This is a genomic window from Cupriavidus sp. GW822-FHT03E04 (genome assembly GCF_058801495.1).
The window spans coordinates 199,944-226,518 of record NZ_JBXANI010000004.1 but is presented as its reverse complement, the minus strand read 5'-3'; the positions used below and the strand labels follow the sequence as shown (position 1 = coordinate 226,518).

The 26,575-nt window shown below is 64.9% G+C and carries 23 protein-coding genes and 1 riboswitch; of the genes, 11 read left to right on the top strand and 12 right to left on the bottom strand.

The features are described 5' to 3' along the window. The first annotated feature begins 99 nt into the window (after nt 1–99). Nucleotides 100–282, top strand: a complete 183-nt coding sequence (locus AC1RQC_RS06825) for a hypothetical protein (RefSeq protein ID WP_006163669.1) — start codon at nt 100–102, stop codon at nt 280–282. Nucleotides 283–326: 44 nt separating this feature from the next. Continuing rightward, nucleotides 327–485, top strand: a complete 159-nt coding sequence (locus tag AC1RQC_RS06820; protein WP_170301920.1) for a hypothetical protein — start codon at nt 327–329, stop codon at nt 483–485. Between the two features lie 86 nt (nt 486–571). Here the strand turns inward: AC1RQC_RS06820 and AC1RQC_RS06815 are convergent, their stop codons facing one another. Beyond that, nucleotides 572–757, bottom strand: coding sequence for a rubredoxin (locus tag AC1RQC_RS06815; RefSeq protein WP_043356767.1), 186 nt, complete (start codon nt 755–757; stop codon nt 572–574). A gap of 135 nt (nt 758–892) precedes the next feature. Next, the gene (locus tag AC1RQC_RS06810) at nt 893–4,849 is read right to left on the bottom strand and encodes a DUF748 domain-containing protein (RefSeq protein WP_492882753.1); all 3,957 of its coding nucleotides are present in this window, start codon (nt 4,847–4,849) and stop codon (nt 893–895) included. A gap of 404 nt (nt 4,850–5,253) precedes the next feature. Here AC1RQC_RS06810 and AC1RQC_RS06805 point away from each other — a divergent pair, with 404 nt between their 5' ends. Next, nucleotides 5,254–6,564, top strand: coding sequence for an MFS transporter (locus tag AC1RQC_RS06805; RefSeq protein WP_492372614.1), 1,311 nt, complete (start codon nt 5,254–5,256; stop codon nt 6,562–6,564). A gap of 104 nt (nt 6,565–6,668) precedes the next feature. Here AC1RQC_RS06805 and AC1RQC_RS06800 read toward each other — a convergent pair whose 3' ends face one another. Beyond that, entirely contained in the window at nt 6,669–7,841 is a 1,173-nt protein-coding gene (locus AC1RQC_RS06800; protein WP_492372613.1) for an extracellular catalytic domain type 1 short-chain-length polyhydroxyalkanoate depolymerase, read from the bottom strand. Nucleotides 7,842–8,110: 269 nt separating this feature from the next. Between AC1RQC_RS06800 and AC1RQC_RS06795 the strand changes: the two genes are divergently transcribed. After that, nucleotides 8,111–8,938 (top strand): Crp/Fnr family transcriptional regulator, encoded by an 828-nt coding sequence (locus AC1RQC_RS06795; protein ID WP_492809732.1) that lies wholly within the window; start codon nt 8,111–8,113, stop codon nt 8,936–8,938. A gap of 93 nt (nt 8,939–9,031) precedes the next feature. After that, nucleotides 9,032–9,592, top strand: coding sequence for a hypothetical protein (locus AC1RQC_RS06790; RefSeq protein ID WP_492828946.1), 561 nt, complete (start codon nt 9,032–9,034; stop codon nt 9,590–9,592). 3 nt (nt 9,593–9,595) lie between these two features. Here AC1RQC_RS06790 and AC1RQC_RS06785 read toward each other — a convergent pair whose 3' ends face one another. Both AC1RQC_RS06785 and AC1RQC_RS06780 read right to left on the bottom strand, forming a co-directional pair. Next, nucleotides 9,596–9,964, bottom strand: a complete 369-nt coding sequence (locus AC1RQC_RS06785) for a hypothetical protein (protein WP_254615495.1) — start codon at nt 9,962–9,964, stop codon at nt 9,596–9,598. A gap of 145 nt (nt 9,965–10,109) precedes the next feature. Next, nucleotides 10,110–10,400 carry a transposase gene (locus AC1RQC_RS06780; RefSeq protein ID WP_492372610.1) on the bottom strand — a complete coding sequence of 97 codons (291 nt, stop codon included), beginning with the start codon at nt 10,398–10,400 and terminating at the stop codon, nt 10,110–10,112. A 936-nt stretch (nt 10,401–11,336) separates the two neighbouring features. On the opposite strand from AC1RQC_RS06780, the gene AC1RQC_RS06775 reads away from it, so the two are divergent. From AC1RQC_RS06775 to AC1RQC_RS06765, 3 genes are all read left to right on the top strand, one after another. After that, nucleotides 11,337–12,290: a LysR substrate-binding domain-containing protein gene (locus AC1RQC_RS06775; protein WP_492882751.1), complete on the top strand. Its 954-nt coding sequence runs from the start codon at nt 11,337–11,339 to the stop codon at nt 12,288–12,290. Between the two features lie 404 nt (nt 12,291–12,694). Continuing rightward, nucleotides 12,695–13,396, top strand: a complete 702-nt coding sequence (locus tag AC1RQC_RS06770) for a response regulator (protein ID WP_492372608.1) — start codon at nt 12,695–12,697, stop codon at nt 13,394–13,396. A 154-nt stretch (nt 13,397–13,550) separates the two neighbouring features. Beyond that, on the top strand, nt 13,551–14,828 hold the full coding sequence (locus AC1RQC_RS06765; protein WP_492882835.1) for a cobyrinic acid a,c-diamide synthase CobB: 1,278 nt from the start codon (nt 13,551–13,553) through the stop codon (nt 14,826–14,828). A gap of 9 nt (nt 14,829–14,837) precedes the next feature. On the opposite strand, the gene AC1RQC_RS06760 is transcribed toward AC1RQC_RS06765, so the two are convergent. Then, nucleotides 14,838–15,632, bottom strand: coding sequence for an AraC family transcriptional regulator (locus AC1RQC_RS06760; protein WP_492882833.1), 795 nt, complete (start codon nt 15,630–15,632; stop codon nt 14,838–14,840). Between the two features lie 137 nt (nt 15,633–15,769). Here AC1RQC_RS06760 and AC1RQC_RS06755 point away from each other — a divergent pair, with 137 nt between their 5' ends. Beyond that, nucleotides 15,770–16,663, top strand: a complete 894-nt coding sequence (locus AC1RQC_RS06755; RefSeq protein ID WP_492882749.1) for a DMT family transporter — start codon at nt 15,770–15,772, stop codon at nt 16,661–16,663. Between the two features lie 53 nt (nt 16,664–16,716). On the opposite strand, the gene AC1RQC_RS06750 is transcribed toward AC1RQC_RS06755, so the two are convergent. The 3 genes from AC1RQC_RS06750 to AC1RQC_RS06740 all read right to left on the bottom strand — a co-directional run bounded on the left by AC1RQC_RS06750 (nt 16,717) and on the right by AC1RQC_RS06740 (nt 19,712). Then, the gene (locus AC1RQC_RS06750) at nt 16,717–17,181 is read right to left on the bottom strand and encodes a MarR family winged helix-turn-helix transcriptional regulator (RefSeq protein WP_492372605.1); all 465 of its coding nucleotides are present in this window, start codon (nt 17,179–17,181) and stop codon (nt 16,717–16,719) included. Between the two features lie 69 nt (nt 17,182–17,250). After that, nucleotides 17,251–18,846: an MFS transporter gene (locus AC1RQC_RS06745; RefSeq protein WP_492372604.1), complete on the bottom strand. Its 1,596-nt coding sequence runs from the start codon at nt 18,844–18,846 to the stop codon at nt 17,251–17,253. A gap of 254 nt (nt 18,847–19,100) precedes the next feature. Further along, nucleotides 19,101–19,712: a TetR/AcrR family transcriptional regulator gene (locus tag AC1RQC_RS06740; protein ID WP_492372616.1), complete on the bottom strand. Its 612-nt coding sequence runs from the start codon at nt 19,710–19,712 to the stop codon at nt 19,101–19,103. 173 nt (nt 19,713–19,885) lie between these two features. On the opposite strand from AC1RQC_RS06740, the gene AC1RQC_RS06735 reads away from it, so the two are divergent. Together AC1RQC_RS06735 and AC1RQC_RS06730 are read left to right on the top strand one after the other, a co-directional pair. Beyond that, nucleotides 19,886–20,974, top strand: coding sequence for an MBL fold metallo-hydrolase (locus AC1RQC_RS06735; protein WP_492376641.1), 1,089 nt, complete (start codon nt 19,886–19,888; stop codon nt 20,972–20,974). Between the two features lie 108 nt (nt 20,975–21,082). Next, a riboswitch (FMN riboswitch) is annotated at nt 21,083–21,246 on the top strand. An 87-nt stretch (nt 21,247–21,333) separates the two neighbouring features. Further along, nucleotides 21,334–21,846: a 6,7-dimethyl-8-ribityllumazine synthase gene (locus AC1RQC_RS06730; protein ID WP_416051634.1), complete on the top strand. Its 513-nt coding sequence runs from the start codon at nt 21,334–21,336 to the stop codon at nt 21,844–21,846. Nucleotides 21,847–21,898: 52 nt separating this feature from the next. On the opposite strand, the gene boxA is transcribed toward AC1RQC_RS06730, so the two are convergent. The 3 genes from boxA to boxC all read right to left on the bottom strand — a co-directional run bounded on the left by boxA (nt 21,899) and on the right by boxC (nt 26,470). Continuing rightward, nucleotides 21,899–23,179: a benzoyl-CoA 2,3-epoxidase subunit BoxA gene (gene boxA / locus AC1RQC_RS06725; RefSeq protein WP_492882747.1), complete on the bottom strand. Its 1,281-nt coding sequence runs from the start codon at nt 23,177–23,179 to the stop codon at nt 21,899–21,901. A gap of 118 nt (nt 23,180–23,297) precedes the next feature. Next, a complete protein-coding gene (boxB, locus tag AC1RQC_RS06720; RefSeq protein ID WP_492376640.1) occupies nt 23,298–24,725 on the bottom strand; it encodes a benzoyl-CoA 2,3-epoxidase subunit BoxB in 1,428 nt (475 codons plus the stop codon). An 86-nt stretch (nt 24,726–24,811) separates the two neighbouring features. Then, the gene (gene boxC / locus AC1RQC_RS06715) at nt 24,812–26,470 is read right to left on the bottom strand and encodes a 2,3-epoxybenzoyl-CoA dihydrolase (protein WP_492376638.1); all 1,659 of its coding nucleotides are present in this window, start codon (nt 26,468–26,470) and stop codon (nt 24,812–24,814) included. Nucleotides 26,471–26,575 lie beyond the last annotated feature (105 nt).

The following is a 26,575-nucleotide window of genomic DNA, read 5'->3' as shown; positions in this document are numbered from 1 at the left end:
ACAAAATGCAGCTTACGGGACAACCCCAATGTCATCGTCCTTGGCCTCCCTGCGACACTTTCTATACTGGAAGCACAAGCAGAGAGACAGGAGACGGCAATGCTGCACTTCACGTCACATGATCTTGTGTTCCTGATTCCGATGGCGCTGGTTGGCATGATTGCCTTCGGCGGGATCCCCTTCACAGCCCGGGCCTTGCGCATCAGTTGCCGCGCGGCGGGTGCGATCTTCGGGGCTCTGCTGGCGGTGGCCTTGCTGGAGGCGCTTCCGTTGCTTATCTGAACGCTTCGAGCGTTCCCGGCTTGCTTGTGAAAAAGGGGGCCGCTATGACACTGAGCCTGTTGGCTGTCTTGATGGCGGCGTTCCTGCTGGTCACCGTGGCCACGGCGATCTGGCGCTGTAGCCACCCCTACCGCATGCGCTATCGGCGCTGCGCCGAGCAGCGCAAGCGCGCTGGCATCTGCCGGCAAATGCAGCGGCACTAAGCCGCCTTCTGTGATGTATTCGTAATCCGGGCCGGGAGCGCCCGGTAGCTGATCGTTTGCCTGGCTGCGTTTGCCGGCCCGGCCGATCAGATCTCGATCATCGCGAATTCGCCCTTGCCCACGTCGCATTCAGGGCAACGCCAGTCTTCCGGAATGTCGTCCCAGCGCGTGCCCGGGGCGATGCCATCGTCCGGCCAGCCCTGCTCTTCGTCGTAGACCCATCCGCAAATCAAGCAAACCCAAGTCTTGTAAACAACGGCTTCCTGCTGCAAAACGCACTCCTGTATCGATTCCGGGCGAAATGATACAGCGTTTTTTGCACGTACCCCGCCGATTGGGCCGAGCGGCAGGGCGCAGGGGACGGCAACGCCACCCCCTGCGCGGGCAAGGCTAGGTTTGCCGGCGATTTACTGCCGAATGGTGAAGTCGACCCGGTTGGGTGCGCCTTTGTCCTTGATGCCATCGGCGTTGAGCTTCGAGGCGGTCAGGAACAGGCGGCTTTCCGGCACCTTGGCATCGCGCTCCAGCGCCTGCTTGACCGCCAGCGCCCGCTGCTCGGCCAATTGCCGGAGTTCCACATCGGTCACCGGCGCATTCTCCAGCAGCAGCGTCTCCATCTCCTTGGTGGGCAGGGATTTCGCCAGCCCGATCACATTGCGCGGCTTCTTGAAGGAGGCGCGCTTGTAGACCGCTTCCAGGTACTTCGGGTACTCCTGCGGCGCCACCGTCACCTTGGCGCCTTGCTCGCCCTCTTCGTTCTCTTCGGCCACGGCGCCCGCCTTCGCGCTGGCGCGCATCTCGCGCGACTTTTGCTCGGCCACGCGCGCGTCCAGCCAGGCGCGCTTGGCGCCGGCGGTATCGGTGGCGGGATCGATGCGGCCGCTGATCTCCAGGCGCAGCGCCGGGCGGTCGGCCAGGGCCTTGCCCAGTGTCGCGATCTTCTGCGTGGCCGCCGGCGTGAGCGTGGAGGTGCCGGGCGCAAATTCCACGTAGCCCAGTTCGTCGCCACCGCCAAAAGCAGAAGCAATCAACGAGAACGGCGAGGTGATGGCCTTGGCCAGCAGGTTGACGATCACCCGCACGATCACACCACCGATGCTGAACTCCGGGTCCGACAAGGAGCCCGACACCGGCAGGTTGATGTCGATCACGCCATTGCGGTCCTTCAGCAGCGAGACCGCCAGCAGCACCGGCAGCTTGGTCGCGCTAGGGCTGTCGACCTTGTCGCCAAAGGTGAGCTGGTCCAGGTAGAGGTGATTGCGCGCGTCCAGCTTGCCGTTCTCGATCTTGTACGCCACATCGACCGTGAGCTTGCCCTTGGTGATCGGGTAGCCGGCGTATTTGGCCGCGTACGGGGTCAGCCGGGTCAGCTCCACGCCTGCGGCCTTGGCGGCGATATCGAGGTAGAGCGTGTCGGCCAGCGGATTGAGCTTGCCGTCGATCGTGACCGGCGCATCATCGTCGATGCGGCCTGCCAGCGTGAGATCGGCGGGCGCCGGCTCCGTCGAGGACACCTTGGAGACCGATCCCTTCATGTCGGTCAGGTTGGCAGAGTAATTCGGCTTGACAAAGAAATCCGAGAAATTGATGTTGCCTTTCTCCACCGTCACGCCGCCAATCCGGATCTGCGGCTTGGCCGCGGCGGAAGCCACAGGCGCGGGCACCGGGGCCGGTGCACTGGCGGCGCTCGCCGATGCGGGATTGGCTTGTGTCAGGCTGGTGCTGGGCGCGGCCTCGCCCTTGGCAGCGCCGCCGGCCATCACATCCTGCAGGTTCAGGCGGCCGTTGGCATTCAGGATCACCCGCGCGTAGAAATCCGACAGCGCGACACCGGCCACGCCGACCTTCATCGGCCCCTTGGCCTCATCCATGGCGAAATCGATGCCGTTTACTGCAAGCGAGCGCCAGCGCAGGAAGTCGTCACCGGTCACCCGGTCGACGCTGCGCACATTGCCGAGCAGCGCATTGCCGGTGAAGCGCGCGGCGATTGGCTTGCCGGCGGGCGCCTCCACGCCGAGGCGGCCCTTGACGGTAGCGGTGCCGCCACGCAACGCGGCGTTGAAGCGGTCGGCCAGGTAGGGCTGCAGCGGCGCGAGGTCCAGCTCTCGGAAGTCGACCTGCAGTTGCGCCGCGGGTCCGGCAGGCAGCACGGTGCCGTCGAGTGCCATCGCGCCGCGCCGGCCCACGTCGGCCTTGAGCTTCACCGGGATGGCCCCGGCCGCCATCGGCCAGTTGAGCGCGCCCGTGCCGAGGCTGATATTGCGGAATTGATGAATCACGGGGCGGTCGCGGTTGGCGGCCGCGGGCGCATAGTCGGTCACGCGCAGGCTGCCCCCATCGAGCGTGAACTTGCCGAGCTGTGCCTTCCAGGGCAATGGCTTGGCGGCAGCCGCGCTCTCGGGCTGGACAGCCTTGGCCTGGACGGCGGTGCTGCGTTGGGCGGACTTCTGCCTGGATTGCACAGCCCACAGGCGCGCGCTTTCGAGCAATTCGCCGCGCAAGTCACGCGTGATGGCGATCTGCGGCTTGGCGACCACCAACTGGCCGGCCTGGAAGGAATGCGCGCCAAGATCGAACGCGATGTCCTCCAGCGCCACGCGCTCGGCGAGCATCAGCGGCAGGTTGGCGGTATCGCTGTCGTCGCGGGCACGCGCGCGGCGCGCGTCGCGCCGGCGCTCGCTATCGGCGGCGGCAGGTTGGCTTGCGCCAGTCGTGGCGGCTGCTATTTGCGCCACCGTCACCGGCTCCCGGGTGGTCAGGTAGAGCGGCGCCAGTTCGACGCGGGACTTTTCCAGCGAAAAGGCAAAAGCGGGGCCGCCCCACGCCATCTTGTAATGCAGTTCGGCATTGATGGCAGTGTCGCCAAGCCGGGTCTGGAGCTCCGCCGGCCACCACGCGGCAAACCCTTGGGGCTTCAAGCCGCTGGCTTGCAGCGTGCCGTCCATGGTGCCGCCACGCAGGGACAGCTCACCCTCATGGTTGAGCGTCTGGCCTTCGCCGATCGCCAGCTTGGCCTGCACCTTGGCCGGCTTGTCGCTGTCGCCGGAAAGACCGGCCACGTCGGCGTCAAGCGGCCCGAGCGCGAGCGTGCCGGGCCCGGAAGGCGCCGAGTCGTCGCGCAGGCCCAGGCGGGCCTCTTTGACGGTGATCTGGTCTATCGCATAGCGCCAGGGCTTTTCGGGCACCGGCGCTATGCCGGCGGCGGCGGGTGCCGATGCCGGGCCAGCCTTGGCGGCGGCCGGCGCGGATGCGGGCGCCGCCGCTGCCGCTGCGGCGGCAGCCGGCGCGTGGGCCGGCCTTTCCACCTTGGCGGCTTCCGGCAGGAACGCGTCGGCCAGGTCGAGCGAGCCATCGGCGCGCCGCACTGCCTGCACGGCCAGGCCGTCCACGGAGAGGCTGCGCAGGTGGGCCATCCGCCCCAGCGGTTCAATGCGCGCGATGTCCACTGCTACCCGCCCGGCCTTCACCAGGGGCGATCCATCATGCTTGCGGATATCGGCGTCGCGCAGCGCCGCGGTGCCTGCCAGGAAGACGTCCTGCTTGTCCTTGTCCTGGATAAAGCCCAGCGTCAGCCGTGAATCCAGCAGCCCGCCCTTGATATCCGCATCCTTGAGCTTCGGCGCGAACGGCATGTAGCGCGCCAGCTCCAGGGCGTCGAGGTTGATATTGAGGTGGGTCTCACGCGATGCCGCGAACGGCAGCATGGTGCCGTCCAGCGCCAGCGCGGATCCGTTGATGTTCGCGCTCAGCGTGGGCCGGGTGACGATCTCCACGTCATGCGGCAGGTTGGACAGGAACGGCAGCGTGATGGTCAGGTTGTCCACGCGCTGCGTCTGCTTGAGCAGCTTGTCGTCGAACACCAGGCTGCCGCCGGTCAGCGCGATATTGTTGACCGAGAAGCGCGCCGGCTCGGATTTTGGCGCGGGCGGCTTGGCCGCGAAGCGCTCCACGATGTCGGCGTAGTTCATGCGGCCGTTGGCGTCGCGCGCAAGATGCAGCGCGGGCCGGTCGATATGCACCGCATCCACCACCGGGGCGAAGTGCCACAGTGACGCGGTGGCGCCATCGATCTTGGCTTCGCCCACGGTCAGCATGGGCGTGGTGCCATCGGGCTCGTAGATAGTGATGTCGGAAACGTCGACGGCCAGCGAGAACGGATGCACCTCGGCGCCCCCGAACGTGACCTTGCGCCCCAGCGCTTCGCTGGCCTGTTTGGCTGCGAACGATTTGATCAGCGGTGGCCCGCCAAAATACCCGGCCAGGCCAAACACCGCCAGCGCGGCCACAATGCCGCCGGCTACCCGCAGTCCGGCCCTGCGACGTGGCGTTGCAGTTGCTGCCTGCATGGAGAACTTGATTGCCATGTGATCCCAGAAGATTCGACCCCAACTACCCGCGTCCGCTAACCCGTTGGAGAGCATGATGGAGCAAGCATTCCACACGGTGTCGCCAGACGGATCGGCCACTTTGTGGCCCGGATTTCACTTTTTAACGACATTATCGCAACGCTTGGGGGCAAAGCAAAGGCATTCAAAGGGATTTAAAAAGGGATTTCAGGACGATCCCAAAAGGAATTCAAGCGCGCCGGCTGGAGCCGGTTCAACGCCGATCTGGTATCGTCACGCTTTTGCGAAGCGTCTTGTCGCATGCCAGCGGCTTATCCGCCACTTAGTGCCTGCTTCTCCCGCGCTGTACCCTCCGGCCAGAACCCTCCACGTCAACCGTGTTGCGCGCTTCGCATGCGAACCATTTCCATGCGAGTCTCCTCATGTCTACCATCAGCAGTACTGCCGGAGCAGATAGCGCGCACAGCCAGCAAGCGCGCCCGCTGACCGGACAGGATTACAAGACGCTTGCCCTTGCCGCCCTCGGGGGGGCGCTCGAGTTCTACGACTTCATCATCTTTGTCTTCTTCGCCACCGTCATCGGGCAACTGTTCTTCCCGCCGTCGGTGCCGGACTGGCTGCGCCAGCTGCAGACCTTCGGCATCTTTGCCGCCGGCTACCTGGCTCGCCCGCTGGGCGGCATCATCATGGCCCACTTCGGCGACCTGCTTGGCCGCAAGAAGATGTTCACGCTTTCCATCCTGCTGATGTCGGTGCCGACGCTGCTGATGGGCCTGCTGCCGACCTACCATGCGATCGGCCTGCTGGCGCCCGTGGCGCTGCTGCTGCTGCGCGTGCTGCAGGGCGCGGCGGTTGGCGGTGAAGTGCCCGGCGCCTGGGTGTTCGTCTCCGAGCACGTGCCCGCGCGCCGCACCGGCTATGCCTGCGGCACGCTGACCGCAGGCCTGACGGCTGGCATCCTGCTGGGTTCCCTGGTGGCCACCGGCGTCAATACCATCTTCACCCCGGCCGAGCTTGTCGACTGGGGCTGGCGCATGCCTTTCCTGCTGGGCGGTGTGTTCGGCATCGGCTCCATGTACCTGCGCCGCTGGCTGCATGAAACCCCGGTCTTCGCCGAGCTGCAAAAGCGCAAGGCGCTGGCTGCGGAGATGCCGCTCAAGACGGTGGTGCGTGATCACCGCGGCGCGGTGGCGGTATCGATGCTGCTGACGTGGATGCTGTCCGCGGGCATCGTGGTGGTGATCCTGATGACGCCCACCTTCCTGCAGAAGATCTATGGCTTCGATGCGCGCACCGCGCTGGTAGCCAATAGCGTAGCCACGCTGTGCCTGACGGTCGGCTGCGTGGTGGCCGGCCTGATGGCCGACAAGGTTGGCCCGCGGGTCACCCTGTTCGTTGGCGGCCTGCTGCTGGCGATCAGCTCGTACGTGTTCTACAGCACCCTGCACACACGCCCGGACCTGCTGGTCCCGCTGTACGCGGTAGCCGGCTTCTTCGTGGGCACCATCGGCGCGGTGCCGTATGTGCTGGTCAAGGCGTTCCCGGCCCAGGTACGGTTTTCCGGGCTGTCGTTCTCGTACAACCTGTCGTACGCGATCTTCGGCGGGCTGACCCCGATGATCGTAACGCTGATGCTCAAGAACGATCCGCTGGCCCCCGCCTACTACGTGGTGGCGCTGTGCCTGCTGGGCATGGTGACGGCGCTGTTCGTCAAGGACCGCTCGCTCGCCTGAACTTGATGGCGACTACTGCGCCTGCGTCAAGCCACACGCCGGCCATGAAAAAAGGAGGGCCGCATCCGCGCCCTCCTTTTTTTACGCACATGCGCTGGCCAGCGCTAGCGGCGATGCTGCTTGAAAAACTCCCACATCAACGCGCTGGCATCGGGGCCAATCGGCGCATGGTAAGGGTAGTCGCCATCGCCGCCGCTCCAGGCGTGATCGAGGCCGGCAACCTCGCATAGCTCGACCAGTTCGCGGTTCCAGGTGCCAAAGCTGGCTTCCAGGTAGTCCCCGGCCGGCAGCAGGGCACTGGCCGGCTGGCCGTTTGCGCCGTCAGCCTGCGCCACACCGGCATCTGCATCGGCCGCCGCGGCGGCTTCCTGCTCCGCGCCGGCGAGGTGCCGCACCGCGGCACCGTTCATCCGCTCCTCGACCCGGTCGTTCATGCCGTTGTACGCAAGGAACTGGCGCGCAAGCAAGCGGGCGTTGATGGGATGCACCGCCCCGTCGTCCATGCCGTGCAGCACGATGGCCGGCATCTTCGGTCCGCCCGGCGTCACGCCGGCGGCATCCAGCAACATCGCCGGGTCGGCTTGTGTGCCGTGCTGCATGGCACGCAAGCCGTCGCTGGCCGTATGGCCCGCACCGATCACGACCCCGGAATGCAGGCCCACGGCGGCAATCTTCTCGGGATAGCGCAAGGCCACTACCGCCGCCATGCTGGCGCCCGCGGACAAGCCCGCCAGATACACCTGGTCGGCACGGACGTCCCGCCTGGCCGCCAACGCATCGATCAATACTGCCAGCGCCTGCGCCTCGCGGCCGCCTTCGGTGGCACCCAGGTCGAACCACTGCCAGCAGCGCTGCATCTGGCGCCGCAGGGGCTGCTGGGGATAGGCCACCATGAAGCCTTCGCGCTCGGCAAGCGCGTTCATCCGCGTGCCCGCCGCCAGATCTTCCGGCGTCTGCCGGCAACCATGCAGCATCACCACCAGCGGCATAGGCCGCTTGGGCGCGCCGGAAGGCACGTATAGCCAATAGGGCAAGCGAGGAACCAGCTCGCCAGGCAGCGGCGCGAGGCGGTGGTGGTGGGGAGCCCATTCTCCGGGCAAGGGGTGGCGCGGCGGCAAAGGCAGCGGCGCCGGCGAACGCGCCCGAAGACGGGGCGCTGCGGGATTAAGGGTAGCGATACGGTTGAACCACGTTTTGAGATGGTGCGCGGACTGGGGTTGCGCCCGGCTGATCTGCCGGAGCTGCGCATGCCAGTCCGCCGAAAGGCTTTTGGTCATGAAGACTCCTGCTATCGATATTGTTGCGATGCAGCATAGCACACGACAACCCAGCGCTTGCTGTCGCTTTTCCATCACATGTTATGAAAGCAAGACATTAGATTCTTTCATCTAATCCGGCATGTGCCAGCAGATGCACTTCCGTGTGTGCCAACAATTACCAAAACGCTGAATTCAGCCGACGAAAGAATGCAGATCACTAAGAGATAGCGGCAAAAGGCACGCGGTTATACTGCGTTTGCGTGCATCGCAGGCAAACGGAGAATGTCATGACCACGCCCGACGCAGCGTTTCCAAGCTGCTCGCTGTGCTTGTTCCAGCCAATCTGCCGCAACGCGGAAGCGTCAGCTGCAAACGATCAGCGGCAGCGCAGCCTGGCCCCGGCCAGCATGCTCTGGCGCGCCGGAGAAACGGTGCACCGCCAGGGCCGGCCCGTACTGGCCATGTTTCCCGTGCGCAACGGCAGCGCCAAATCCGTGTTCGAGTCCCCGCTTGGCTGGCGCCAGGTGACCGCCTTCGCGCATTCCGGCGAAGTGCTCGGGCTGGAGGATCTCGATGGCCAGGCCCATTGCACCAGCGCGGTGGCCATGCAGGACACGCACTGTTGCGTGGTGCCGGTGGAGACGGCACGCGCACACCTGCTCAGCGCCGAGTACCGCGAGACAATGCTCAGCACGTTGCGCCGCAATGCCGAGCGCGAGCGAACGCTGCTGGTCGCGATCGGATCGATGAAAGCCGCCCAGCGGCTGGCGATGCTGCTGCTCGACCTCGCTGGCGAGCAACGCCGCCGGGGCAATGCTGGAGCGGCGCTGACCCTGCCGATGTCGCGCAACGATATTGCCAGCTACCTGGGACTGACGCTCGAAACCGTATCCCGCCTGCTGGCGCGTTTTGCCACGGTCGGGCTGATCACCGTGCGGCAGCGGCAACTGCGCATCGTCGATCCGGCGGGGCTGTGCTCCGTCTACGAAGACCCCGAGCGGGTACCGCTGCGCCCGCCCCGACCTGCAACGGATAGCCCGTCCATCTCCGCTCCGGGCCAGGCCCGGCTAGACTCGGCCAAAGGCATCCACGCCGCGGGCACCTCGGTAGCGTAGGACGAAAGCTGACAGCAAGGCCGTGCAAACGCGGCTATGTTCAGACTATGCCGCCGTGTGCGGGGTAGCCCCCAGGGAAATCCCCCTGCGGCCATGCCGCTGGCGCCCGACATCGCTTCCGGTACCTGTATCTCTATGCGGGACTTTCCTTTCGCCGTGCGCGCGGGCCTGGCGCCGCTTGGCTTCCTGATGATGACCGGACTGGCGCCGGCGGCCGCCGCGCCGGCTTCGCTATCGACGCTGGCGAGACTGCTGCTGGGCACGGTAGATGGCAGGAGCACCGGCATGAGTGGCGTAACACGCCTTACCGGCGGTGTGGCCAGTTCAGACGCGGAACTCAACAGGGCTTGCCAGGAACTGACTCGCGCCGGGCCATTCACGCTGGACGCAGCCACGCGGCTGGAGGGATGCAGCGTCTCGCCCGGCAAGCGCGTGCAGTTCCGCCTCAGCCTGGTTGGCGTGGATGCGACCCGAGAGGGTACTGTGGCATTCATGGCGAGCGCCCGCCCCGTGCTCGAGCGCGGTATCTGCCGCAACCCGGACGTGCCGGTGCTGGGCCAGTTGGGCGTCACGCTGAACTATCGTTACGCGGGAATCGGCAACCGGCCGCTGGGAGAAGTCACGATTACGCCAGACCGTTGCGGCCCGAAATAGAGACTATTTTCTTTCTTGCGCGCATTCCTGGCGATACGCCTCATCGAGCTTCTTGCGCTCCGCTTGCCGCTCGATATTGGGATGGGTGCTGCCATCCGCGCTGGTCACCGTGGCTTTGCCGGTGGTCCATTGCGCTCCCGCGGGCAGTGCATTGATCTTGTCGAGCAAGCCCTGGCAACGGGTGCGCTGGGATGGCGTGAGGGTGCCGTCCGCCGCCGGCCCGACATTGTCGGTGGCGGTATCCAGCAAGAGCCGCGGCGGCGGCGGCGCGACCATCGGCGCGGGCACTTCCAGCTCGGCGGCAGTGGCAGCCTGGCCCGCAAGCAGCCCCAAGCCCAGAGCGGCAGCCATGATGATCGAAGCCCGTTTCATGTTCAGTTCTCCACAGCGGGGACGCATTGCGCCTCCCATGACGATGTTCCAGGGGTCGCCCTGCCGGCTGATACCGAAAAACCGCTGTTTCCGATGTCCCTCCTCAGGTGGCGGCAGCCGCCGGCAATGCAGGCACGAACCAGACTTAGCTTCGTTCCTTACCGTTGCCGGCCCGACCAGTGCGATTGCGCAGTTGCTCAAGCTTGAGCAGCGCATCAGCAAGCATACTCTTGAGGCGGGTGTTTTCCTCCTGCAGGTCTCGCAACTTGCGGCTGTCGCGCGCTTCGCTGCCAGCGCCCTGGCCGTACTTGATGCGCCATCCATAGAATGAAGCATCGCTAAAACCATAGCGCGCGCATAGCTCGCGCACCGGCACGCCGGTACCGGCTTCCGCCAGGTAGCCGCGGATCTGTTCCTCCGAGAAACGTCTGTTCACTGACTGCCTCCGCTAGCAAAGGCCGCTCGTGCCAATGCCCGAGCTTGACCATTTCTACCCCTGCCGCAAAGTTACCACCCGCACCGCAAAAGGCAATTCAGTGTGTTCAAGCCGCGAGTTAAGCAAATTGGAGAGGCAACCCGCCGCGAGGCGGCCCCCGTCTGACCGGCAACCTACGGCAACGCAAGCAAACCCGCGAGCATATCATCCATGACCAAAAAAACAACTCAACATTTTAATTTATCGATAAAAACAATGTTGAAATCTAGCGCCATCACATGCCAACCTGGAAAAAATCATAAAAAACTAGATCGAATTGCCAAAATTTGATAGTCCACTTCCCGATTCTCTGATTCTCTTTTTACTGTCACACAACCGCAAAGAAATCCTGATACGCGAAAAAAAGCCGACTTTGCGCCGCACAAAGCACCAAATCACACGAAGTTATGAATCGAATGGCATAAATATTTTTAATGTCTTTATGTCATGACAAACAGCACTTTTTGACTTGGTTTTATGAAATGACTTCTAGAAGACTACTGGCAAGTTTCAAAGTTCTGTATTAATCTTGTCTGGCATTAACTAAATTTCGATCTCCAGCAACCGGGCCTCGCGCCCCGGCGCAGACTGGCGACGATAAGCGCAACGCGTAGCCGGTCGGCTGGTCGTTTTTTCGGCGTTGCTTCTAGATACCGGGCCACATGCAAGCAGCACTGCGTCGTCATTTCCCAAGTAAGCCGGGAGATTTTGAAAACCGTCATGTCTTGCGGATGCAATGGCACTGCGAGAGGCCCTGCGTTGACGGCCTGGCACGGCAATGGACCAGATACGCCAACTACCCGGCACGGCAGGTGCGGCATGGCCTTGGGGCCTTGGCGCACCTGCGGAGAGACAGAGAAGAAAACAAAAACAAGTTTCGAATCGGGAGAAGTCACCATGCGGCATGTCAGCACCAAGCTCTTGCACGTTTTTGTTTTGTTGATGGAATATCGTGACCTGAGCGCCGTCGCCGCCTGCACGCAAGGCCGGGTTCCGACCATTGCCTACAGCCTCGCGCGTCTGCGCGAAATCACCGGCGACGCCCTTTTCATCAAGCGCAATGGCACGCTGGAACCTACCGCGCATGCCTTGCGGCTGGAGCAGACCGCCCGCCAGATCTTGTCAAAATGGGCGCACCTGGTACGCCCGCTCACCCCCGCCGCCGAGGAGGCAAGCCCGCACCGCCGTATCTCGATCGGGTTTTCGCCGTCGATCGGCGATCCGGTCATCACCGAGATCCTCACAGCCATGTGCGAGCAGTTCCCCGATGACCGCTTCATGACGCGGCCAGTCTTTGCCGACGCCGCGCTGGCCACCCAGCTTGGCAGCGGCGAACTGGACTGCGCCTTCGTGGTCGATAGCCACTTTGTGCCAGAGGACATAGCGCTGCACAACATTATGGCCACGCCGCGCCGCCTGGTCAGCGTGGTGCGGCCAGGCGGCGTTGAGGATGCGGATGGACGGCACGAGTGGATATTGCTGCAGGAAGACACCGAGCCCGGCAGCCCGCTGCAGGGTTTCCTGAACCGGCTCGCGCACGATCCCGCCTACCGGGAAACCGTAGTGCCATCCTGGCACACGCAAGTTGCGCTGCTGCTTGCCGCGGGCGGCATCTGTCCGCTGCTGGACTTCAACGTGCCGCTAGTGACACGCAAACACAAAACACGCCTGTTGGCGCCGCCCAGCAGTTTCCCGGAATGGGCAGCCCTGCATTTCTGGGCGCCGGTCCGCGCCGGCAATGCGCTGCGCGGCATCATGGAGATCGGCAGCACCGTGCTGCGAGATCCCGTCAGCGCGATCGACCGCCGTCACCAGTCACTCGAGACGCGCACCGCTGCCTACGCAGCCTGACCCTGCTGCCACTGAAGCACGCCGCGCCGCGGCGTGTCGCCTCGCGGCTAGCCACGCCCGCCGGCCCGTGAGGGTTTCCGCGCCCTCCTCTCAAAATTGAGAATAGTCTCAGTCCTGACGTCGAAGCCAACGCTTATGCTTCATGGGCACCTCCTGCTTCTTGTTCGTCCGAGCAAAGCATGCGCCTGGAGGTGCTTTGTTCCTGTGCTGTTCGCGCCGCCGGCGAAAAGCCGTGCGGCGCGTTTTTTCAAGGGCGCGATCCACTTGCGGCAAGCGCCGCCCAGCGCGAATCGAAGCACTCGCTTTTCATGTTCGCGGCATCCGTGCCGTAAGCCCTTCCAGCTCGCGCCAGGCATGTGCGGCCCGGACACCGTGCATGCCTGCGCTTGCTCAGGAGCATTGCCATGCCTTTGAAAATCTTGATTGCCGATGACCATCCCGCCATTACGCTCGCAGTCAGGAGCCAGTTGCGGAGCCAAACCGGCTGGGAGGTCTGCGCCGATGTCCACAGCTGCGCCGAGCTGCTGCAGGCCGTGCGCGCATTCCGGCCCGATATCGTCGTCACCGATTACCACATGCCCTGCAGCAACGCGAGCGATGGCATCCGCCTGCTAGCCAGCCTGCGGCGGCACTTTCCGGCGCTAGGCGTGGTGGTGCTCACCATGATCACCAACCCGCTGGTTCTGCGCGCCATCCTGAACACAGGCGCCCATGGCCTCCTGCTCAAGGACTCGCAGCTGGACGAACTGGTCACCGCCATCATCCGCGTCGAACGCGGGCTGCGCTTTATTGGCGACTCCGCCGCGCGCGTGCTGGATCAGTCCGGCGCCCACTACGCACCCGGCAGCGCCGGCGCCCTGTGCCTGTCGGTACGCGAGTCTGAAGTCATGCGGCTCTACCTCAGTGGCAACTCGATCACCGGGATTGCCGGGCAGCTGAGCCGCAGCGTCAAGACCATCAGCCGCCAGAAAAACAGCGCCATGCGCAAGCTTGGGGCCAGCAATGAGCGCGAGCTGTTCGACTTCGCGGCGCAACAGGGTCTGGTGCTGCCGACCCCGGATCGTCCTCAGGAGAGCCAGCCGGCCAGCCAGTCCGACTGGCTATAATCGCAGCGCCGCGCAGGCAGCTGTTTTCCGCCAGCCCCGCCACTTAGCTACTTAGTCAGCCAACATCATCGCCATGTCCAACCTTGCCGCAACCACTGCGCCCGCCGTTCCAGGCACCCAATCCGATGCGGCAAGGCCCCTGCGCGTGCCCGCCATGCTGGTGGCGGCGCCGGCCTCGGGCCAGGGCAAGACCACCGTGACGGCCGCGCTGGCATGGCTGCACCGCCGGGCCGGCCGCACCGTCCGCGTCTTCAAAAGCGGCCCCGACTACCTCGATCCCTCCATTCTCGCGGCTGCCAGCGGCGCGCCGGTCCACTCGCTCGACTTGTGGATGACCGGCGCCGAAGACGCCGCGGCACGCCTTGCCCAGGCAGCGGCCGAGGCCGACCTGATCCTGGTGGAGGGCGTCATGGGCCTGCACGACGGCACCCCCAGCAGCGCCGACCTGGCACGCCATTTCGGCCTGCCGGTGCTGAGCGTGATCCAGGCCGGCGCAATGGCGCAGACGTTCGGCGCGCTGGCCTTCGGCCTCGCTGGGTACGGCCAGCCGCTCGCCTCCATGCAAGTGCTTGCCAATGGGGTGGCCTCCCCGCGGCATGCCGACATGCTGCAAGAGAGCCTGCCGGCGCATATCGCCTGGGCCGGCGCGCTGGCGCGCGACAACGCGGCATCACTGCCCGAGCGGCACCTGGGCCTGCTGGCGGCCGATGAACTGCCCGACCTCAACACGCGGCTGGACCGCCTCGCGGATGCCCTCGCCGGGCAACCCATCGGCGCCCTGCCCGCAGCCGTGGAGATCGCCGCGGCGCCGCCGCTGCCCGTGCCGCCGCCGCTGCTGGCCGGCAAGACCATCGCCATCGCCCGCGACGCCGCGTTCCGCTTTATCTACCCTGCCAACCTGGATACGCTCCAGGCGCTCGGCGCCCGGCTGGTCTTCTTCTCCCCGCTCGACGACGCTGCCTTGCCCGCCTGCGATGCGCTCTGGCTGCCCGGCGGCTACCCCGAGCTGCACGCCGCGCGCCTGTCGGCCAACACAGGCATGCTGGCCGCCCTGCGCCAAGCCCATGCCAACGGCCTGCCGATCCTCGCCGAATGCGGCGGCATGATGGCGTTGTTCGAGACGCTGGTCGACAAGGCCGGGGATAGCCACGCCGTAGCGGGCCTGCTGCCTGGCACGGTGACAATGCAACGCCGCCTTGCCGCGCTCGGCCATCAACGACTGGCGCTGCCCGAAGGCACCTTGCGCGGCCACACCTTCCATTACTCCAGCGCGCAAACCCCGCTGGCGCCCTACTGCCACGCCACCGTGCCGCGCGACGGGTCGCGGGGCGAGGCGGTGTTCCGGCAGGGTGCCTTGATGGCGTCCTACACGCATCTGTATTTCCCGTCCAACCCGTTGGCCATCGCGGCGCTGTTCAGCGGCGCGCGGTAAGCGCAAACATCACGCAATGCCACAAAACTCGCGCCGGTACTGCTCCGGCGTGGCGCCAGCCTCGCGCTGGAACATCGCGATAAACGCGGATGCCGTGCTGTAGCCGAGTTCGAACGCGATCTCCTGCACGCTGCGGCCCGCCTCCAGGGCATCGATAGCACGCAGGAAACGCAGGCGCTGGCGCCACTCGCCGAACGACATGGCCAGCTCGTGCTGGCAACGGCGCGCAAGGGTGCGTTCGGTCATGTGCACGCTGGCGGCCCATTCGGCCAGCGTGCGATGGTCGCCAGGATCGGCCTGCAGCGCCTCCAGCACGGCGGCCAGGGCAGGCGTGGTTGCCGCCGGGAGGTAGCAGCGCTGCACCGGCGCCACGGCAAGCTGGTCGACCACCACATGCGCCAGCCGAAGATCGGCCGGCGTGCGTGGCACATGCAGGTCGCGCGCGGCAAAGTCCGCCAGCACGCTCTTGATGATCGGGCTGATGCGCACCGTGCAGGGCTCGGCCGGCAGTTGCGCGCATAGGCCGGGCTCGATGTAGATCGAGCGGTAAACGATCGCGTGGCGCAACGTGCAGCTGTGCACCACCTTTGGCGGAATCCATATCGCGTACTGCGGCGGGGAAAGCAGCCGCATGCCCACGGTTTCCATCTGCATCGAGCCGTGCGCGGCGTAGTTGAGGTGACCCCAGCTATGGCTGTGCGCCTCCGCCAGGGTATCGGCGCCGAACTCGTCATAGCGCAGGTAGAAGGGGCCCTCCATCCCTTCGACATCCAGGATCGGCAGGAAACGCCACTTGTCGGCCATAGCCATGCTTGTTAGGTCCGTTGCTACACAGAGTCCGGAATTAGTCCGGAATTCCGGTCGATATGTCCAAATTGAGCTATATAAATCAACACAGACGCGCTCATGATAGCGTTCCATACACATCAGAGAAAGCGCTCATGTGGCAATACGCCTTTCCGCTCCTGGCCGTCGTGATCTGGTCGGGCAACACCGTCGTCAGCAAAATGGCCGCCGGCACCATCGCGCCGGCCGAGATCAGCTTCTACCGCTGGTTGCTGGCAGCCGTGCTCTTCACGCCGCTGGCACTGCGTCCCGTGCTGCGCAACTGGGCCGCGATCCGGCCCGGATTGGGGCGGATCGCCGTGCTGGGCCTGCTCGGCATGGTGGCTTATCAGTGCCTGGCCTACTATGCCGCCTACCTGACCACGGCGACCCACATGGGCATCATCGGCTCGCTCACGCCGATGATGGTGCTGGCATTATCGATCCTGCTATTGGGGCAGGGCCTGACCGCCGGCGCCGTGGCGGGGTCCGTGCTGTCGATCGCCGGCGTGCTGGTGGTCGTATCGTCCGGAGACCTGGGCAGCCTGCTGACCAGCGGCGCCAACCTCGGGGACGCACTGATGCTGCTGGCCATGCTGGCCTACGCGGTCTATGTGATTTTGCTCAAGCGCTGGAAGATGAAGGACGTGCCGGCGTTGCAACTGCTTTACCTGCAGATCGTCGCCGCCGTCATCGCGTTGCTGCCGCTATACCTGCTCACGCCAAAGATGGGCCTCTCGGCCGCCAATCTCCCTCTGGTCGGATTCGCCGGGCTCATGGCGTCGATGGTTGCACCGCTGGTGTGGATGCACGCCGTCGCCCGCATCGGGCCGAGCCGTGCGAGCATGTTCTTCAACCTGATCCCCCTGCTCACCGCGCTGATTGCGGCGGGCTTGCTTGGCGAATCGCTCGCGCCATATCACGCGGTCGGCGGGGTGCTCACGGTGTTGGGCGTGCTGCTGGCCGAGGTATGGACGGCGCCGTTGAGGCTGCAACCGGCTCGGCCGTAGCATCGGTTGGGGTAGTCAGGACGGTTGGACCAAGGTCGTCGTGGATGCCGCGCTCACACGGCGTCCGCCTTGTCCTGCTGTGTGCGCAGCACCGCTTCGGCAATGCCACCCTCAAGCTCTTCCAGGCCCTTGGACAGATCGCGCATGGTGGTCTCGGAGACGTTTTCCAGCACGTCCTGCAGAAATGCCGAGCGCAGCGGCAATGCCTGCTCCACAACGCCGTGGCCGAGCGCCGACAGCGTGACATTGGTCACGCGGTTGTCGCGCTCGCTGGTGTTGCGCTCTACCCAGCCGAGCTCCTGCAGCGCCTTGAGCTGGCGCGTGAGCGCGCCCGGGTCCATGCCGACGCGGTCGGCAAGGGGCTTTTGCGCAATGGGCCCAGCATGGGCGTACAGCGCGGACAGAATGCGCCAACGCGGCAAGGGATGGCCGATGCGCTGCTCGAAAGCCGCGGCATAGGCCCGGTAAGTTCGCCCGAACTGCTGTAGCACAGCCAGGCTTTGACGCTCCAATTCCACTCCAATCTCCTGCTTGGGGCACCGTCACGCGACGGGCAACCTCCCTACATTATCGGCTAGCCCCGCGCCCTACTCCGTTGCCATGACCGGCTTGACGGCACGCTCCAGCTTGATCGGCGGCACCCGCCGCGAACGCCACAGGCCCAGCACCGCAATCACCGCGGCCAGCGCCAGCCCCATATGGATGGCGCCAACCAGCGACAGCCGGGCCTGCTCCAGCAACAGGGCGCCATTGTGCCCGGCCGCCTCCAGCTGCGACAGCAGGCTTGCCTGCGCCGCACGGTCGATCAGGATCTGCGGATCCGCCATGCGCGCCTGCCACTGCCCGGCACCAGCGCTCTGCAGCGCGTCGTGCACGCCACTGAGGTAACTGCGCGTGACCAATGTGCCCACCACGGCGGTACCGATCATGCCGCCGACCATGCGCAGCGACTGCAGCATCGCCGTGGCAATGCCCAGATGCTCGCGGCCCGCGGTCTGCTGCGCGAACACCGTCAGGTTGGGCATGATGAAGCCGAGCCCGAAGCCACATAGCAGCATCATGCCCAGCAACAAATGGTGCGACATCCCGCGCGTCGCCTGGGACAGCCCGAGACAAGCCAGCGCCAGCATGCCGAATCCCGCATACAGCATATTGTTAGGCTGGCGGATGCGGGTGATGATGCGCCCATTGATGATGCTGCCCACCGTGATGCACACCACCAGCGGGGTCACCAGCACGCCCGCCTCCTTCGGCGAATAGCCAAAGCCCCCCTGGAACAGCAGCGGCGCGTACAGCAGCAACGAGAACATCGCGAAGCCGACGAACACGGCCAGCAGGAACAATGGCGCCAGCCCGGGATTGCGGAACATCTCCAGCGGCAGGATCGGGTTCGGCGTGCGGCGCTCCCATTGCCATAACCCAACCAAGGCACACACCGACATCACCAGCAAGCCGCCGGTGACCAGCCCGAACCCACGCTCGGGCATCAGCTCCACGCACAACTGCAAGCCGCCCAGCCCCACGCCGATCAGCGCCGCGCCGAGCCAATCCACCTTGATCGCGCCGGTATTGGTCTGCTGGCGCAAGTGCGGCAGGTAGCGCCAGGCAAACCACAACCCCAGCAAGCCCACCGGCAAGTTCACATAGAACACCGAGCGCCAGCCATAGGCCTCGGTCAGCACGCCGCCAAGCGACGGCCCCACCGCGTTGGCAATGCCGAACGCCGCGCTCATCATCACCTGCCAGCGCAAGCGCACATGCGAATCGGGGAACAGGTCAGGGATACAAGCAAACGCAGTGCCCACCAACATGCCACCGCCAATGCCCTGCAGGCCGCGCGCAAGCACCAGGAACGGCATGCTCGTTGCCATGCCGCACAGCGCGGAAGCCAGCGTGAACACGACGATGGACACCATCACGAAGGGCTTTCGCCCGTAGTAATCGCCCAGCCGCCCGAAGATCGGCACCGTGATCACCGACATCAGCAGATAGGCCGTCGCCACCCAAGCGTAGTACTCAAACCCCTGCAGCTCCGCCACCACGGTCGGCAGCGCGGTGCCGACCACGGTCTGGTCAAGTGCCACCAACATCACCACGAACGCGATACCCAGCATGGCCAGCAAGGACTCGCGGAATGGCAGCACCTGCCCGCTGCTATGCGCCTCGTGAGGCTGCGAAATCATTTTATTGTTCCATCAATGATTGTGTAGTCAAGCATTATAGGACAGGGTTAGCGGCCCGGTGATAGAGATTTGAGAGATTGCGATCGATGAAAATCAAGTCTGCTGCCGGCAGATACAGTTGTCCGGCTTGGTGACGACTAAACCTTGGGCCCGCTGCTTCGCCGGATCCGAAACCGAGTGGGAAGCCGAACTACAGGTGCAACCGGAATCTGCGCCGCGCCATCAGTGGCATGGACGGGCAAAAACCTTCAAGCCTAAACCACCCCATACCGCGCAAGAAACATCGCAACCGCCGAATCCACCACCTGCCGCTGCATCGCCGCATCCAGCGGGGGCTGTCCCATGGTGATCTGCGGCCAGAAGGCAAACGCCTTGATCAGCGCCTGCAGCTGACAAGCGGCAAAGGCGGGATCCGCCGCTTTCAGCTTGCCGTCGGCCTGGGCCGCGCGTATCCAGACATGAATGCCCTCTTCCCGCTCGCCCAGCCTGGCGACCATTTCCCTCGCCCGCTCTGGCGAGTGGATGGTCTCGGCGATGGCAACGCGTGCCAGGTCCATGAAACTGGCGTTGTTAAGCATGTTCATTTTCAGGCGCACCAGCTCGCGCAACTGCGCATCCACCGGCTGGTCGCTCGCGTAAGCCATGTCAAGTTCGCCCTGGCTGCTCTCCCATAGCTGGGAAAGTATCTCGGCAAACAGTTCGTCCTTGCTGGCGAAGTGGTTGTACACCGTGCGCTTGGAAACCGCTGCCCGGGCGGCGACCTTGTCCATGCTGGTGACTTCGAAGCCGTTGTCGCGGAACTCGGCGATGGCGGCCTGAATGATGGCTTCGCGTTTGCGATCCGTCAGGCGTTGGGCTGGGGGCATGGCGTTCCTGGGGGGCCTTGGCGTTGGGGAAAGCGGTTATTTTACACTGACAAGTTTACTTTCCATAAAATGGAAACTACACTGTGCAGTACAGTTTTTGCAAATCGAAGCTGGATGGATCGGCCCCCGCCGCTTGCCCTGCCCCCTCCCCACTTTGGATCCTGATTGCCATCATGACCAATCATTCGCCCCGCCCCGTCAGCCGCCAGAGCTACACCCAGTCGCCGGAATCGCGCGCGAGCCAGGCTCGCGCCCTGGCCGGGCCGCCCAAGGGCGGCTTGCTCAAGACCCTCGGCATCGCCTGGCGCTTTCTCTTCGACAAGCCCGCGGACACCCAGCCCGCCGGCCCGGTTCCGGTGCAAACGCTGACGCAGGCTGACCTGCTCGCCGCGCCGGACAACACGGTGTTTCGGCTTGGGCATTCCACCGTGCTGCTGAAACTACGCAACGCTTTCTGGATCACGGATCCGGTCTTTAGCGAGCGCGCTTCGCCGGTGCAGTGGGCTGGCCCGCAGCGGTTCCATCAACCGCCGATCGGCATCGACGCCTTGCCGCCCATCAAGGCCGTGATCCTCTCGCACGATCACTACGATCACCTGGACCGTGCGGCCATCATGGCACTGGCGGACAAGACCGAGCACTTCCTGACGCCGCTCGGCGTAGGGGATCGCCTGATCGACTGGGGGATCCACGCGGGCAAGGTGAGGCAGCTCGACTGGTGGCAAACCACCGAGGTGGAGGGCGTGCGTTTTGTCGCGACACCGGCGCAGCATTTTTCCGGGCGAACGCCGTTTGACGGCAACCGTACGCTGTGGGCGTCTTGGGTGATTCTGCACACCGATCTGCGTGTGTTCTTCAGTGGCGACACGGGCTACTTCGACGGCTTCAAGCGTATCGGCGAGCGCTATGGCCCATTTGATCTCACACTGATGGAAACCGGCGCTTACGACGTGAACTGGCCCGCCGTGCACATGCAGCCTGAGCAGACCCTGCAGGCGCATATCGACCTGAATGGCAATTGCCTGCTGCCGATTCACAACGGCACCTTCGACCTGGCCATGCACGCCTGGCACGAGCCCTTCGACCGCATCATCGCGCTGGCCGCCGCGCGCGGCGTTCCAGTCAGCACGCCGCGCATGGGCGAGGCCGTCAGCATCCTGCAAGCGCACAACGCGGATCGCTGGTGGCTGGACGTGAAGACGCGCCGCAACCGCAAATCGATGCCTGCCGCAAGCCCGCGCATTCTCAACGAACAGCCCTGAGAAAAGCAATGTCGGGCGCATGACGGCCAAACGGCTGGCCTGAGCCACGCCAAACTCACAATCGCATCACGGTGTATCATGGCTGCGTTGCAGGCTTCGCGCCTGCATCAGCGTTCTCAGGGCGGGGTGAAAGTCCCCACCGGCGGTGATGGCGATTTTTTCGCATAAGCCCGCGAGCGCCCGGTTCTCCTCGAAGTCTCCGAGAGCCGGGGTCAGCAGATTCGGTGCAACTCCGAAGCCGACGGTCATAGTCCGGATGAAAGAGAGCGCGATGTTTCTGTTCCCCGCCCCGTCTCCCGGCGCCGGGGGACTAAACTCGTGCGCCCTGATTCTGGTAACCCACTCTTCTGAAGAAGGCCATGAATCAGTTAGTTTCTCCTGTCCAGCGCGACCACCGCGACCTCCAGGACACCGCACCCGTCAATCCGGCCTGGCGCTTTGCGTTTATCCACGCGCAATGGCATGCGGATATTGTTCACCAGGCCCGCGACGCCTTCCTCGCTGAAATGGCCGCGCGCGGCGTAGCGCGCGAGGCAGTGGACGTGATTGAAGTGCCTGGCGCGTTCGAGATCCCGCTGCATGCACGCAAGCTGGCGGACACCGGGCGCTATGCGGCGATCGTAGCGTCGGGCTTTGTCGTCGATGGCGGCATCTACCGCCACGAGTTCGTCGCGGACGCCGTCATCAGCGGCCTGATGCGCGTGCAACTCGATACGCAGGTGCCCGTGCTCTCCGCCGTGCTGACGCCGAAAAGCTTCCACGATCACGAAGACCACCGCAAATTCTTCAGCGAGCACTTCGTCGTGAAGGGCCGCGAGGCGGCGCAGGCCTGCATCAAGACCGTGGAAAGCCTGAGCAAGCTGGCGGCGTGACCGGATCGGGCCCGCGCCAGGGCTAGGGGGCGCGGCGCGCATCTTCAGAGAATCAGTACGTCTCCAGGTGCAGCCGCCCGTCCTTCTTGAGCGCGGCGCCCACCGTGTCCCACGACAAACCCGCCTGCTGCGCCACGTCCCGCAAGGCCAGCACCACGCCCTCCTCCATGCTCTTGAGCCCGCAGACGTAAAAGCAGGTGTTCGGGTCCGCCAGCAGCGGCCCCAGGTCGGCCGCGCGCTCGCGCATCACGTCCTGCACATAGCGCTTGGGCTGCCCCGGGGTGCGCGAGAACGCGAAGTTGATATCGATGAAGTCCTTGGGCAGGCTCTGCAGCGGGCCGAAGTAAGGCAGCTCCTCCTGCGTGCGCGCGCCGAAGAACAGCATCAGCTTGCCGCCCTCGAACTTGCCGGACTTGCGCAGCCGCCGGCGCCATTCCGTCATCGCGCGCATCGGCGCGCTGCCGGTGCCCGTGCAGATCATCACGATATGGGAGCGCGGATGGTTGGGCATCAGGAAGCTGGCGCCAAATGGCCCGATCACTTCTACCCTGTCGCCCACCTGCAGGTCGCACATATAGTTCGATGCCACGCCGCGCACGGGGTTGCCTTGGTGGTCTTCCAGCACGCGCTTGATGGTGAGCGAGATATTGTTGTAGCCCGGCCGCTCGCCATTGCGTGGGCTGGCCAGCGAATACTGGCGCGCATGGTGCTGGCGGCCGCTAGCATCCACGCCCGGCGGCACGATGCCGATCGATTGGCCTTCCAGCACCGGAAACGGCGCGGTGCCGAAGTCCAGCACGATATGGTGCGTATCGTAATCGCGCCCGACCTCGGTGACGCGCGCATTGCCAACCACGGTGGCCGTGACGGAGCGGGCGGCGGCCTTGGCGCCGTAGAGGTTGGTATAGGCGTGCGCGGCCGACCACGGCGGCACGGTGGCGCCGTACTGGGCGCTGTTGAAACCGTCTTCGCCGGTGACGGCCGCTAGCGATGACGCCGGGGCGGATTCGAGAAGCGGCTCGGCATCCGCCGCCACGCCTTGCGCGGCAAGCTGCTCGGAGGAAAGCTCGTCAGGCAACGTGTCCCAGCCAAACTGCTCCACGATGCCGTAGGCCTTGGCGCGCGGCATGGTGCGCCAGTTGTCGATCGAGCCGGTCGGGCATGGCGAGATGCAGGCCATGCAGCCGTTGCACTTGTCCGCGTCGACCACATAGTTGCGCGCATCGTGGGTGATGGCCGCGACCGGGCAGGTGGCCTCGCAGGTATTGCAGCGGATGCAGATCTCGGGGTCGATCAGGTGCTGCCTGATGACCTGGATGTCGGACATGTCCATGGCGAACTCCGGGGGTGATGCGACCCCTGTGGCCGGGGCCTTTTGCCGCGGGAGCCCACCGGGCCCCCGCCTTCTTGCGATTCTTGCCTTTCGATTTCTGGCTTTCGACTCGCGACGCTCAGTTGAAGCGCACGTACTCGAAATCCACCGGCTGGCGGTTGATGCCCATTACCGGCGGCGCGATCCAGCCGGCAAACTTGCCGGGCTCGACCACGCGGCCCATCAGGCTGGCCACATAGGCGCGGTCGGTCTCGCTAGGCAGCCACTGGTCGACATTGGCGTTCCATTCCGCGTCCGAAATCACCCGGCCATCCGGCGAGATCTTCACGCCGGAAAGCGCGCCGATATTGCGGTGGAAGGCTTTATGCGGGACCTTCAGGCGCAAAGGGATGCCAGCCTTGTCGATCACGCGGTTCCAGCGCTCCACGCCGGCCACGCTGTCCTTGATGTAGTCGTCTCGCAGCACTTCGTTGAGCGCGTTGAGCATCGGCACTTCCTTTTCGATCAACTGGCCGCCGCTGGCCTGCAGGACCTTGTAGGTCTGGCCCTTGAGCACGTGGTCGTCGGCGCGCTTGCCTTCTTCGTAGCGGCCCTTCAGGCCGGTGCTGTAGAAGGTCGCGGCGTTGCTCGACTCATCCGCGCCGAACAGGTCGATGGTCACGCTGTAGTGGAAGTTCAGGTAGCGCTGGATGGTCGGCAGGTCGATCACGCCGGCGGCGCGCAAGCGGGCCGGGTCGTCGGTCTTGAGCTCGTTCATCACCTGGCAGGTGCGCTGGATCACACGCGAGACGCCGCTCTCGCCGACGAACATGTGATGCGCTTCCTCGGTCAGCATGAACTTGGTGGTGCGGGCGAGCGGATCGAACGAGCTTTCGGCCAGCGCGCACAACTGGAACTTGCCGTCGCGGTCGGTGAAATAGGTGAACATGAAGAACGACAGCCAGTCCGGCGTCTGCTCGTTGAACGCCTGCAGGATGCGTGGGTTGTCTTGCTGGCCGCTGCGGCGCTCCAGCAGCGCTTCGCCTTCTTCGCGGCCGTCGCGGCCGAAGTACTTGTGCAGCAGGTAAACCATGGCCCACAGGTGGCGGCCTTCTTCCACGTTGACCTGGAACAGGTTGCGCAGGTCGTACATGCTCGGCGCGGTCAGGCCGAGGTGGCGCTGCTGCTCCACCGATGCGGGCTCGGTATCGCCCTGCGTGACGATGATGCGGCGCAGGTTGGCGCGGTATTCGCCGGGCACGTCCTGCCAGGCGTCTTCACCCTTGTGGTCGCCAAAGTGGATCTTGCGGTTGGCCTCGGCGGGGTTCAGGAAAATGCCCCAGCGATAGTCCGGCATCTTCACGTGGCCAAAGTGCGCCCAGCCTTGCGGGTCGACGCTGATGGCGGTGCGCAGGTAGATGTCGAAGTCCTGCGAGCCATCCGGGCCCATGTCGTTCCACCAGCTCAGGTAGTTGGGCTGCCATTGCTCGAGCGCGCGCTGCAGCGTGCGGTCTTCGCTGAGGTTGACGTTATTGGGGATCTTGTCGCTGTAGTTGATGCTGGACATCATGGTCTCCGGGCTGGCTATGCGTTGGATGCGGCGTGTTCGGGTTCGGGTTCGGGTGCGATATCAACGATATCGGCGGTGTCAGGTCAGACGCGGTTCCAGTCGAACGCGGCCTTGTCGCCCTTGCCGTAGACCTTGAGCGCGCCCTTCTCGCCCACCGCGTTGGGGCGCTGGAAGATCCAGTTCTGCCAGGCGGTGAGCCGCCCGAAGATGCGGGTGAACATGTTTTCCTGGCCGTTGAAGCGCAGGTTGGCCTCCATGCCGGTGAGCGCATCCGGCGACATGGCCGCGCGCTCTTCCAGCGCGATGCGCACTTCATCGGTCCAGTCGATGTCGTCGGGGTTGGCGGTCACCAGGCCCACCGCGAATGCGGCGTCGGCGTCCAGGGGCTGGCCGGCCTTGGCGCGCACCGCGTCCAGCGCCGGCTGCTCGTCGTAAAAGCGCCGTCCCAGGCGGCTCTGACCCGTCACCATCGGGTACAGCCCGAAATTGGTCTCGGCCACGGTGATCCTGGGCGCGCGCGCCTCGTCGTCCGGCAGCGCCAGGTGGTAGCTGCGGTCGCACGCCAGCGCCAGCTCCAGGAAGGTGCCGGCAAAGCACGAGCCCGGCTCGATCAGCGCGAACAGGCTGCGCGAGGACACATCCAGGCGGGAGAACGTGCGGCGCAGCAGGCCGATGGTTTCGCGCACCAGCCAGTGATCCTGGTTGGCGAGCAACGTGGCGTCCATGGCCAGCACGTTGGCGGCGTCGCCTTCGGTCTTGATCAGCCAGGTGCCGATATCCAGTTCGTTGGTGCGCATCGACAAGATGGCGTCTTCGAGTTCGCGCGCCAGTTGCAGCGGGTACCAGGCGGCGCCGGCCTCGGCGATGGCGGCGACGCTCGTCGGCTGCGTGGCGGATGGGCCCTTCACGGTGAAGGCAGCCTTGCGGCCCGCGCGGTCGATCTCCACGGTGACATAGGTGTAGCGCAGTGCGTCGGCCTCCAGCGTGCGCGCGAGCGGGGTCAGCGCCACGCCGCTGGCGTTGGCCGGGCGGTCGCTCTGCGCGGCCAGGGCCTGGGCGCGCTCCTGCACTTTTTGCGCAAAGACGGCGGGCTTGGCGATGTCGTCCACCAGGCGCCAGTCCTTGGCGCGCTGGCCACGCACGCCTTCGGTGGTGGTGCAGAAGATATCCGCAAGGTCGTGGCGCACGTGGCGCTTGTCGGTCACGCGGGTCAGGCCGCCGGTGCCGGGCAGCACACCCAGCAGCGGCACTTCGGGCAGGCTCACGGCGGAGGAACGGTCGTCGACCAGGATGATCTCGTCGCAGGCCAGCGCCAGCTCGTAGCCGCCGCCGGCGCAGGCGCCATTGACCGCGGCGAGGAACTTCAGGCCGCTGTGCTTCGACGAATCCTCCAGCCCGTTGCGCGTCTCGTTGGTGAACTTGCAGAAGTTCACTTTCCAGGAATGGCTGGAGACGCCCAGCATGAAGATATTGGCGCCGGAGCAGAACACCTTGTCCTTGCCGCTGGTGACCACCACGGTACGCACCTCCGGATGCTCGAAGCGGATGCGGTTGACCGCATCGTTGAGCTCGATGTCCACGCCGAGGTCGTAGCTGTTGAGCTTGAGCTTGTAGCCAGGACGCAGGCCAGCGTTCTCATCGATGTCTACCGCCAGCGTCGCTATGGGGCCGTCGAAGGTTAGCTTGAGGTGCTTGTACTGGGACGGATCAGTCTGGTATTCGACGCGGGGGGCGGTAGTCATGGCTGTGTCTCCTCAGCAATGAAGCACAATAGTGCATGGATTGGGTTTTGGTGAAAGAACTATAATTCATACATCAAAACTCCGTCAAGCAATATTGTGCATCTA

Excerpts from the sequence above, each read along its gene's own strand:
- boxB (WP_492376640.1), bottom strand. The coding sequence starts at position 24,725 with ATGTCCAGCATCAACTACAGCGACAAGATCCCCAATAACGTCAACCTC.
- boxA (WP_492882747.1), bottom strand. The coding sequence starts at position 23,179 with ATGGACATGTCCGACATCCAGGTCATCAGGCAGCACCTGATCGACCCC.
- AC1RQC_RS06745 (WP_492372604.1), bottom strand. The coding sequence starts at position 18,846 with ATGATTTCGCAGCCTCACGAGGCGCATAGCAGCGGGCAGGTGCTGCCA.
- AC1RQC_RS06735 (WP_492376641.1), top strand. The coding sequence starts at position 19,886 with ATGACCAATCATTCGCCCCGCCCCGTCAGCCGCCAGAGCTACACCCAG.
- AC1RQC_RS06775 (WP_492882751.1), top strand. The coding sequence starts at position 11,337 with ATGCGGCATGTCAGCACCAAGCTCTTGCACGTTTTTGTTTTGTTGATG.
- AC1RQC_RS06800 (WP_492372613.1), bottom strand. The coding sequence starts at position 7,841 with ATGACCAAAAGCCTTTCGGCGGACTGGCATGCGCAGCTCCGGCAGATC.
- AC1RQC_RS06825 (WP_006163669.1), top strand. The coding sequence starts at position 100 with ATGCTGCACTTCACGTCACATGATCTTGTGTTCCTGATTCCGATGGCG.
- AC1RQC_RS06820 (WP_170301920.1), top strand. The coding sequence starts at position 327 with ATGACACTGAGCCTGTTGGCTGTCTTGATGGCGGCGTTCCTGCTGGTC.
- boxC (WP_492376638.1), bottom strand. The coding sequence starts at position 26,470 with ATGACTACCGCCCCCCGCGTCGAATACCAGACTGATCCGTCCCAGTAC.
- AC1RQC_RS06785 (WP_254615495.1), bottom strand. The coding sequence starts at position 9,964 with ATGAAACGGGCTTCGATCATCATGGCTGCCGCTCTGGGCTTGGGGCTG.
- AC1RQC_RS06795 (WP_492809732.1), top strand. The coding sequence starts at position 8,111 with ATGACCACGCCCGACGCAGCGTTTCCAAGCTGCTCGCTGTGCTTGTTC.
- AC1RQC_RS06790 (WP_492828946.1), top strand. The coding sequence starts at position 9,032 with ATGCCGCTGGCGCCCGACATCGCTTCCGGTACCTGTATCTCTATGCGG.
- AC1RQC_RS06765 (WP_492882835.1), top strand. The coding sequence starts at position 13,551 with ATGCTGGTGGCGGCGCCGGCCTCGGGCCAGGGCAAGACCACCGTGACG.
- AC1RQC_RS06740 (WP_492372616.1), bottom strand. The coding sequence starts at position 19,712 with ATGCCCCCAGCCCAACGCCTGACGGATCGCAAACGCGAAGCCATCATT.
- AC1RQC_RS06810 (WP_492882753.1), bottom strand. The coding sequence starts at position 4,849 with ATGGCAATCAAGTTCTCCATGCAGGCAGCAACTGCAACGCCACGTCGC.
- AC1RQC_RS06730 (WP_416051634.1), top strand. The coding sequence starts at position 21,334 with ATGAATCAGTTAGTTTCTCCTGTCCAGCGCGACCACCGCGACCTCCAG.
- AC1RQC_RS06755 (WP_492882749.1), top strand. The coding sequence starts at position 15,770 with ATGTGGCAATACGCCTTTCCGCTCCTGGCCGTCGTGATCTGGTCGGGC.
- AC1RQC_RS06760 (WP_492882833.1), bottom strand. The coding sequence starts at position 15,632 with ATGGCCGACAAGTGGCGTTTCCTGCCGATCCTGGATGTCGAAGGGATG.
- AC1RQC_RS06770 (WP_492372608.1), top strand. The coding sequence starts at position 12,695 with ATGCCTTTGAAAATCTTGATTGCCGATGACCATCCCGCCATTACGCTC.
- AC1RQC_RS06805 (WP_492372614.1), top strand. The coding sequence starts at position 5,254 with ATGTCTACCATCAGCAGTACTGCCGGAGCAGATAGCGCGCACAGCCAG.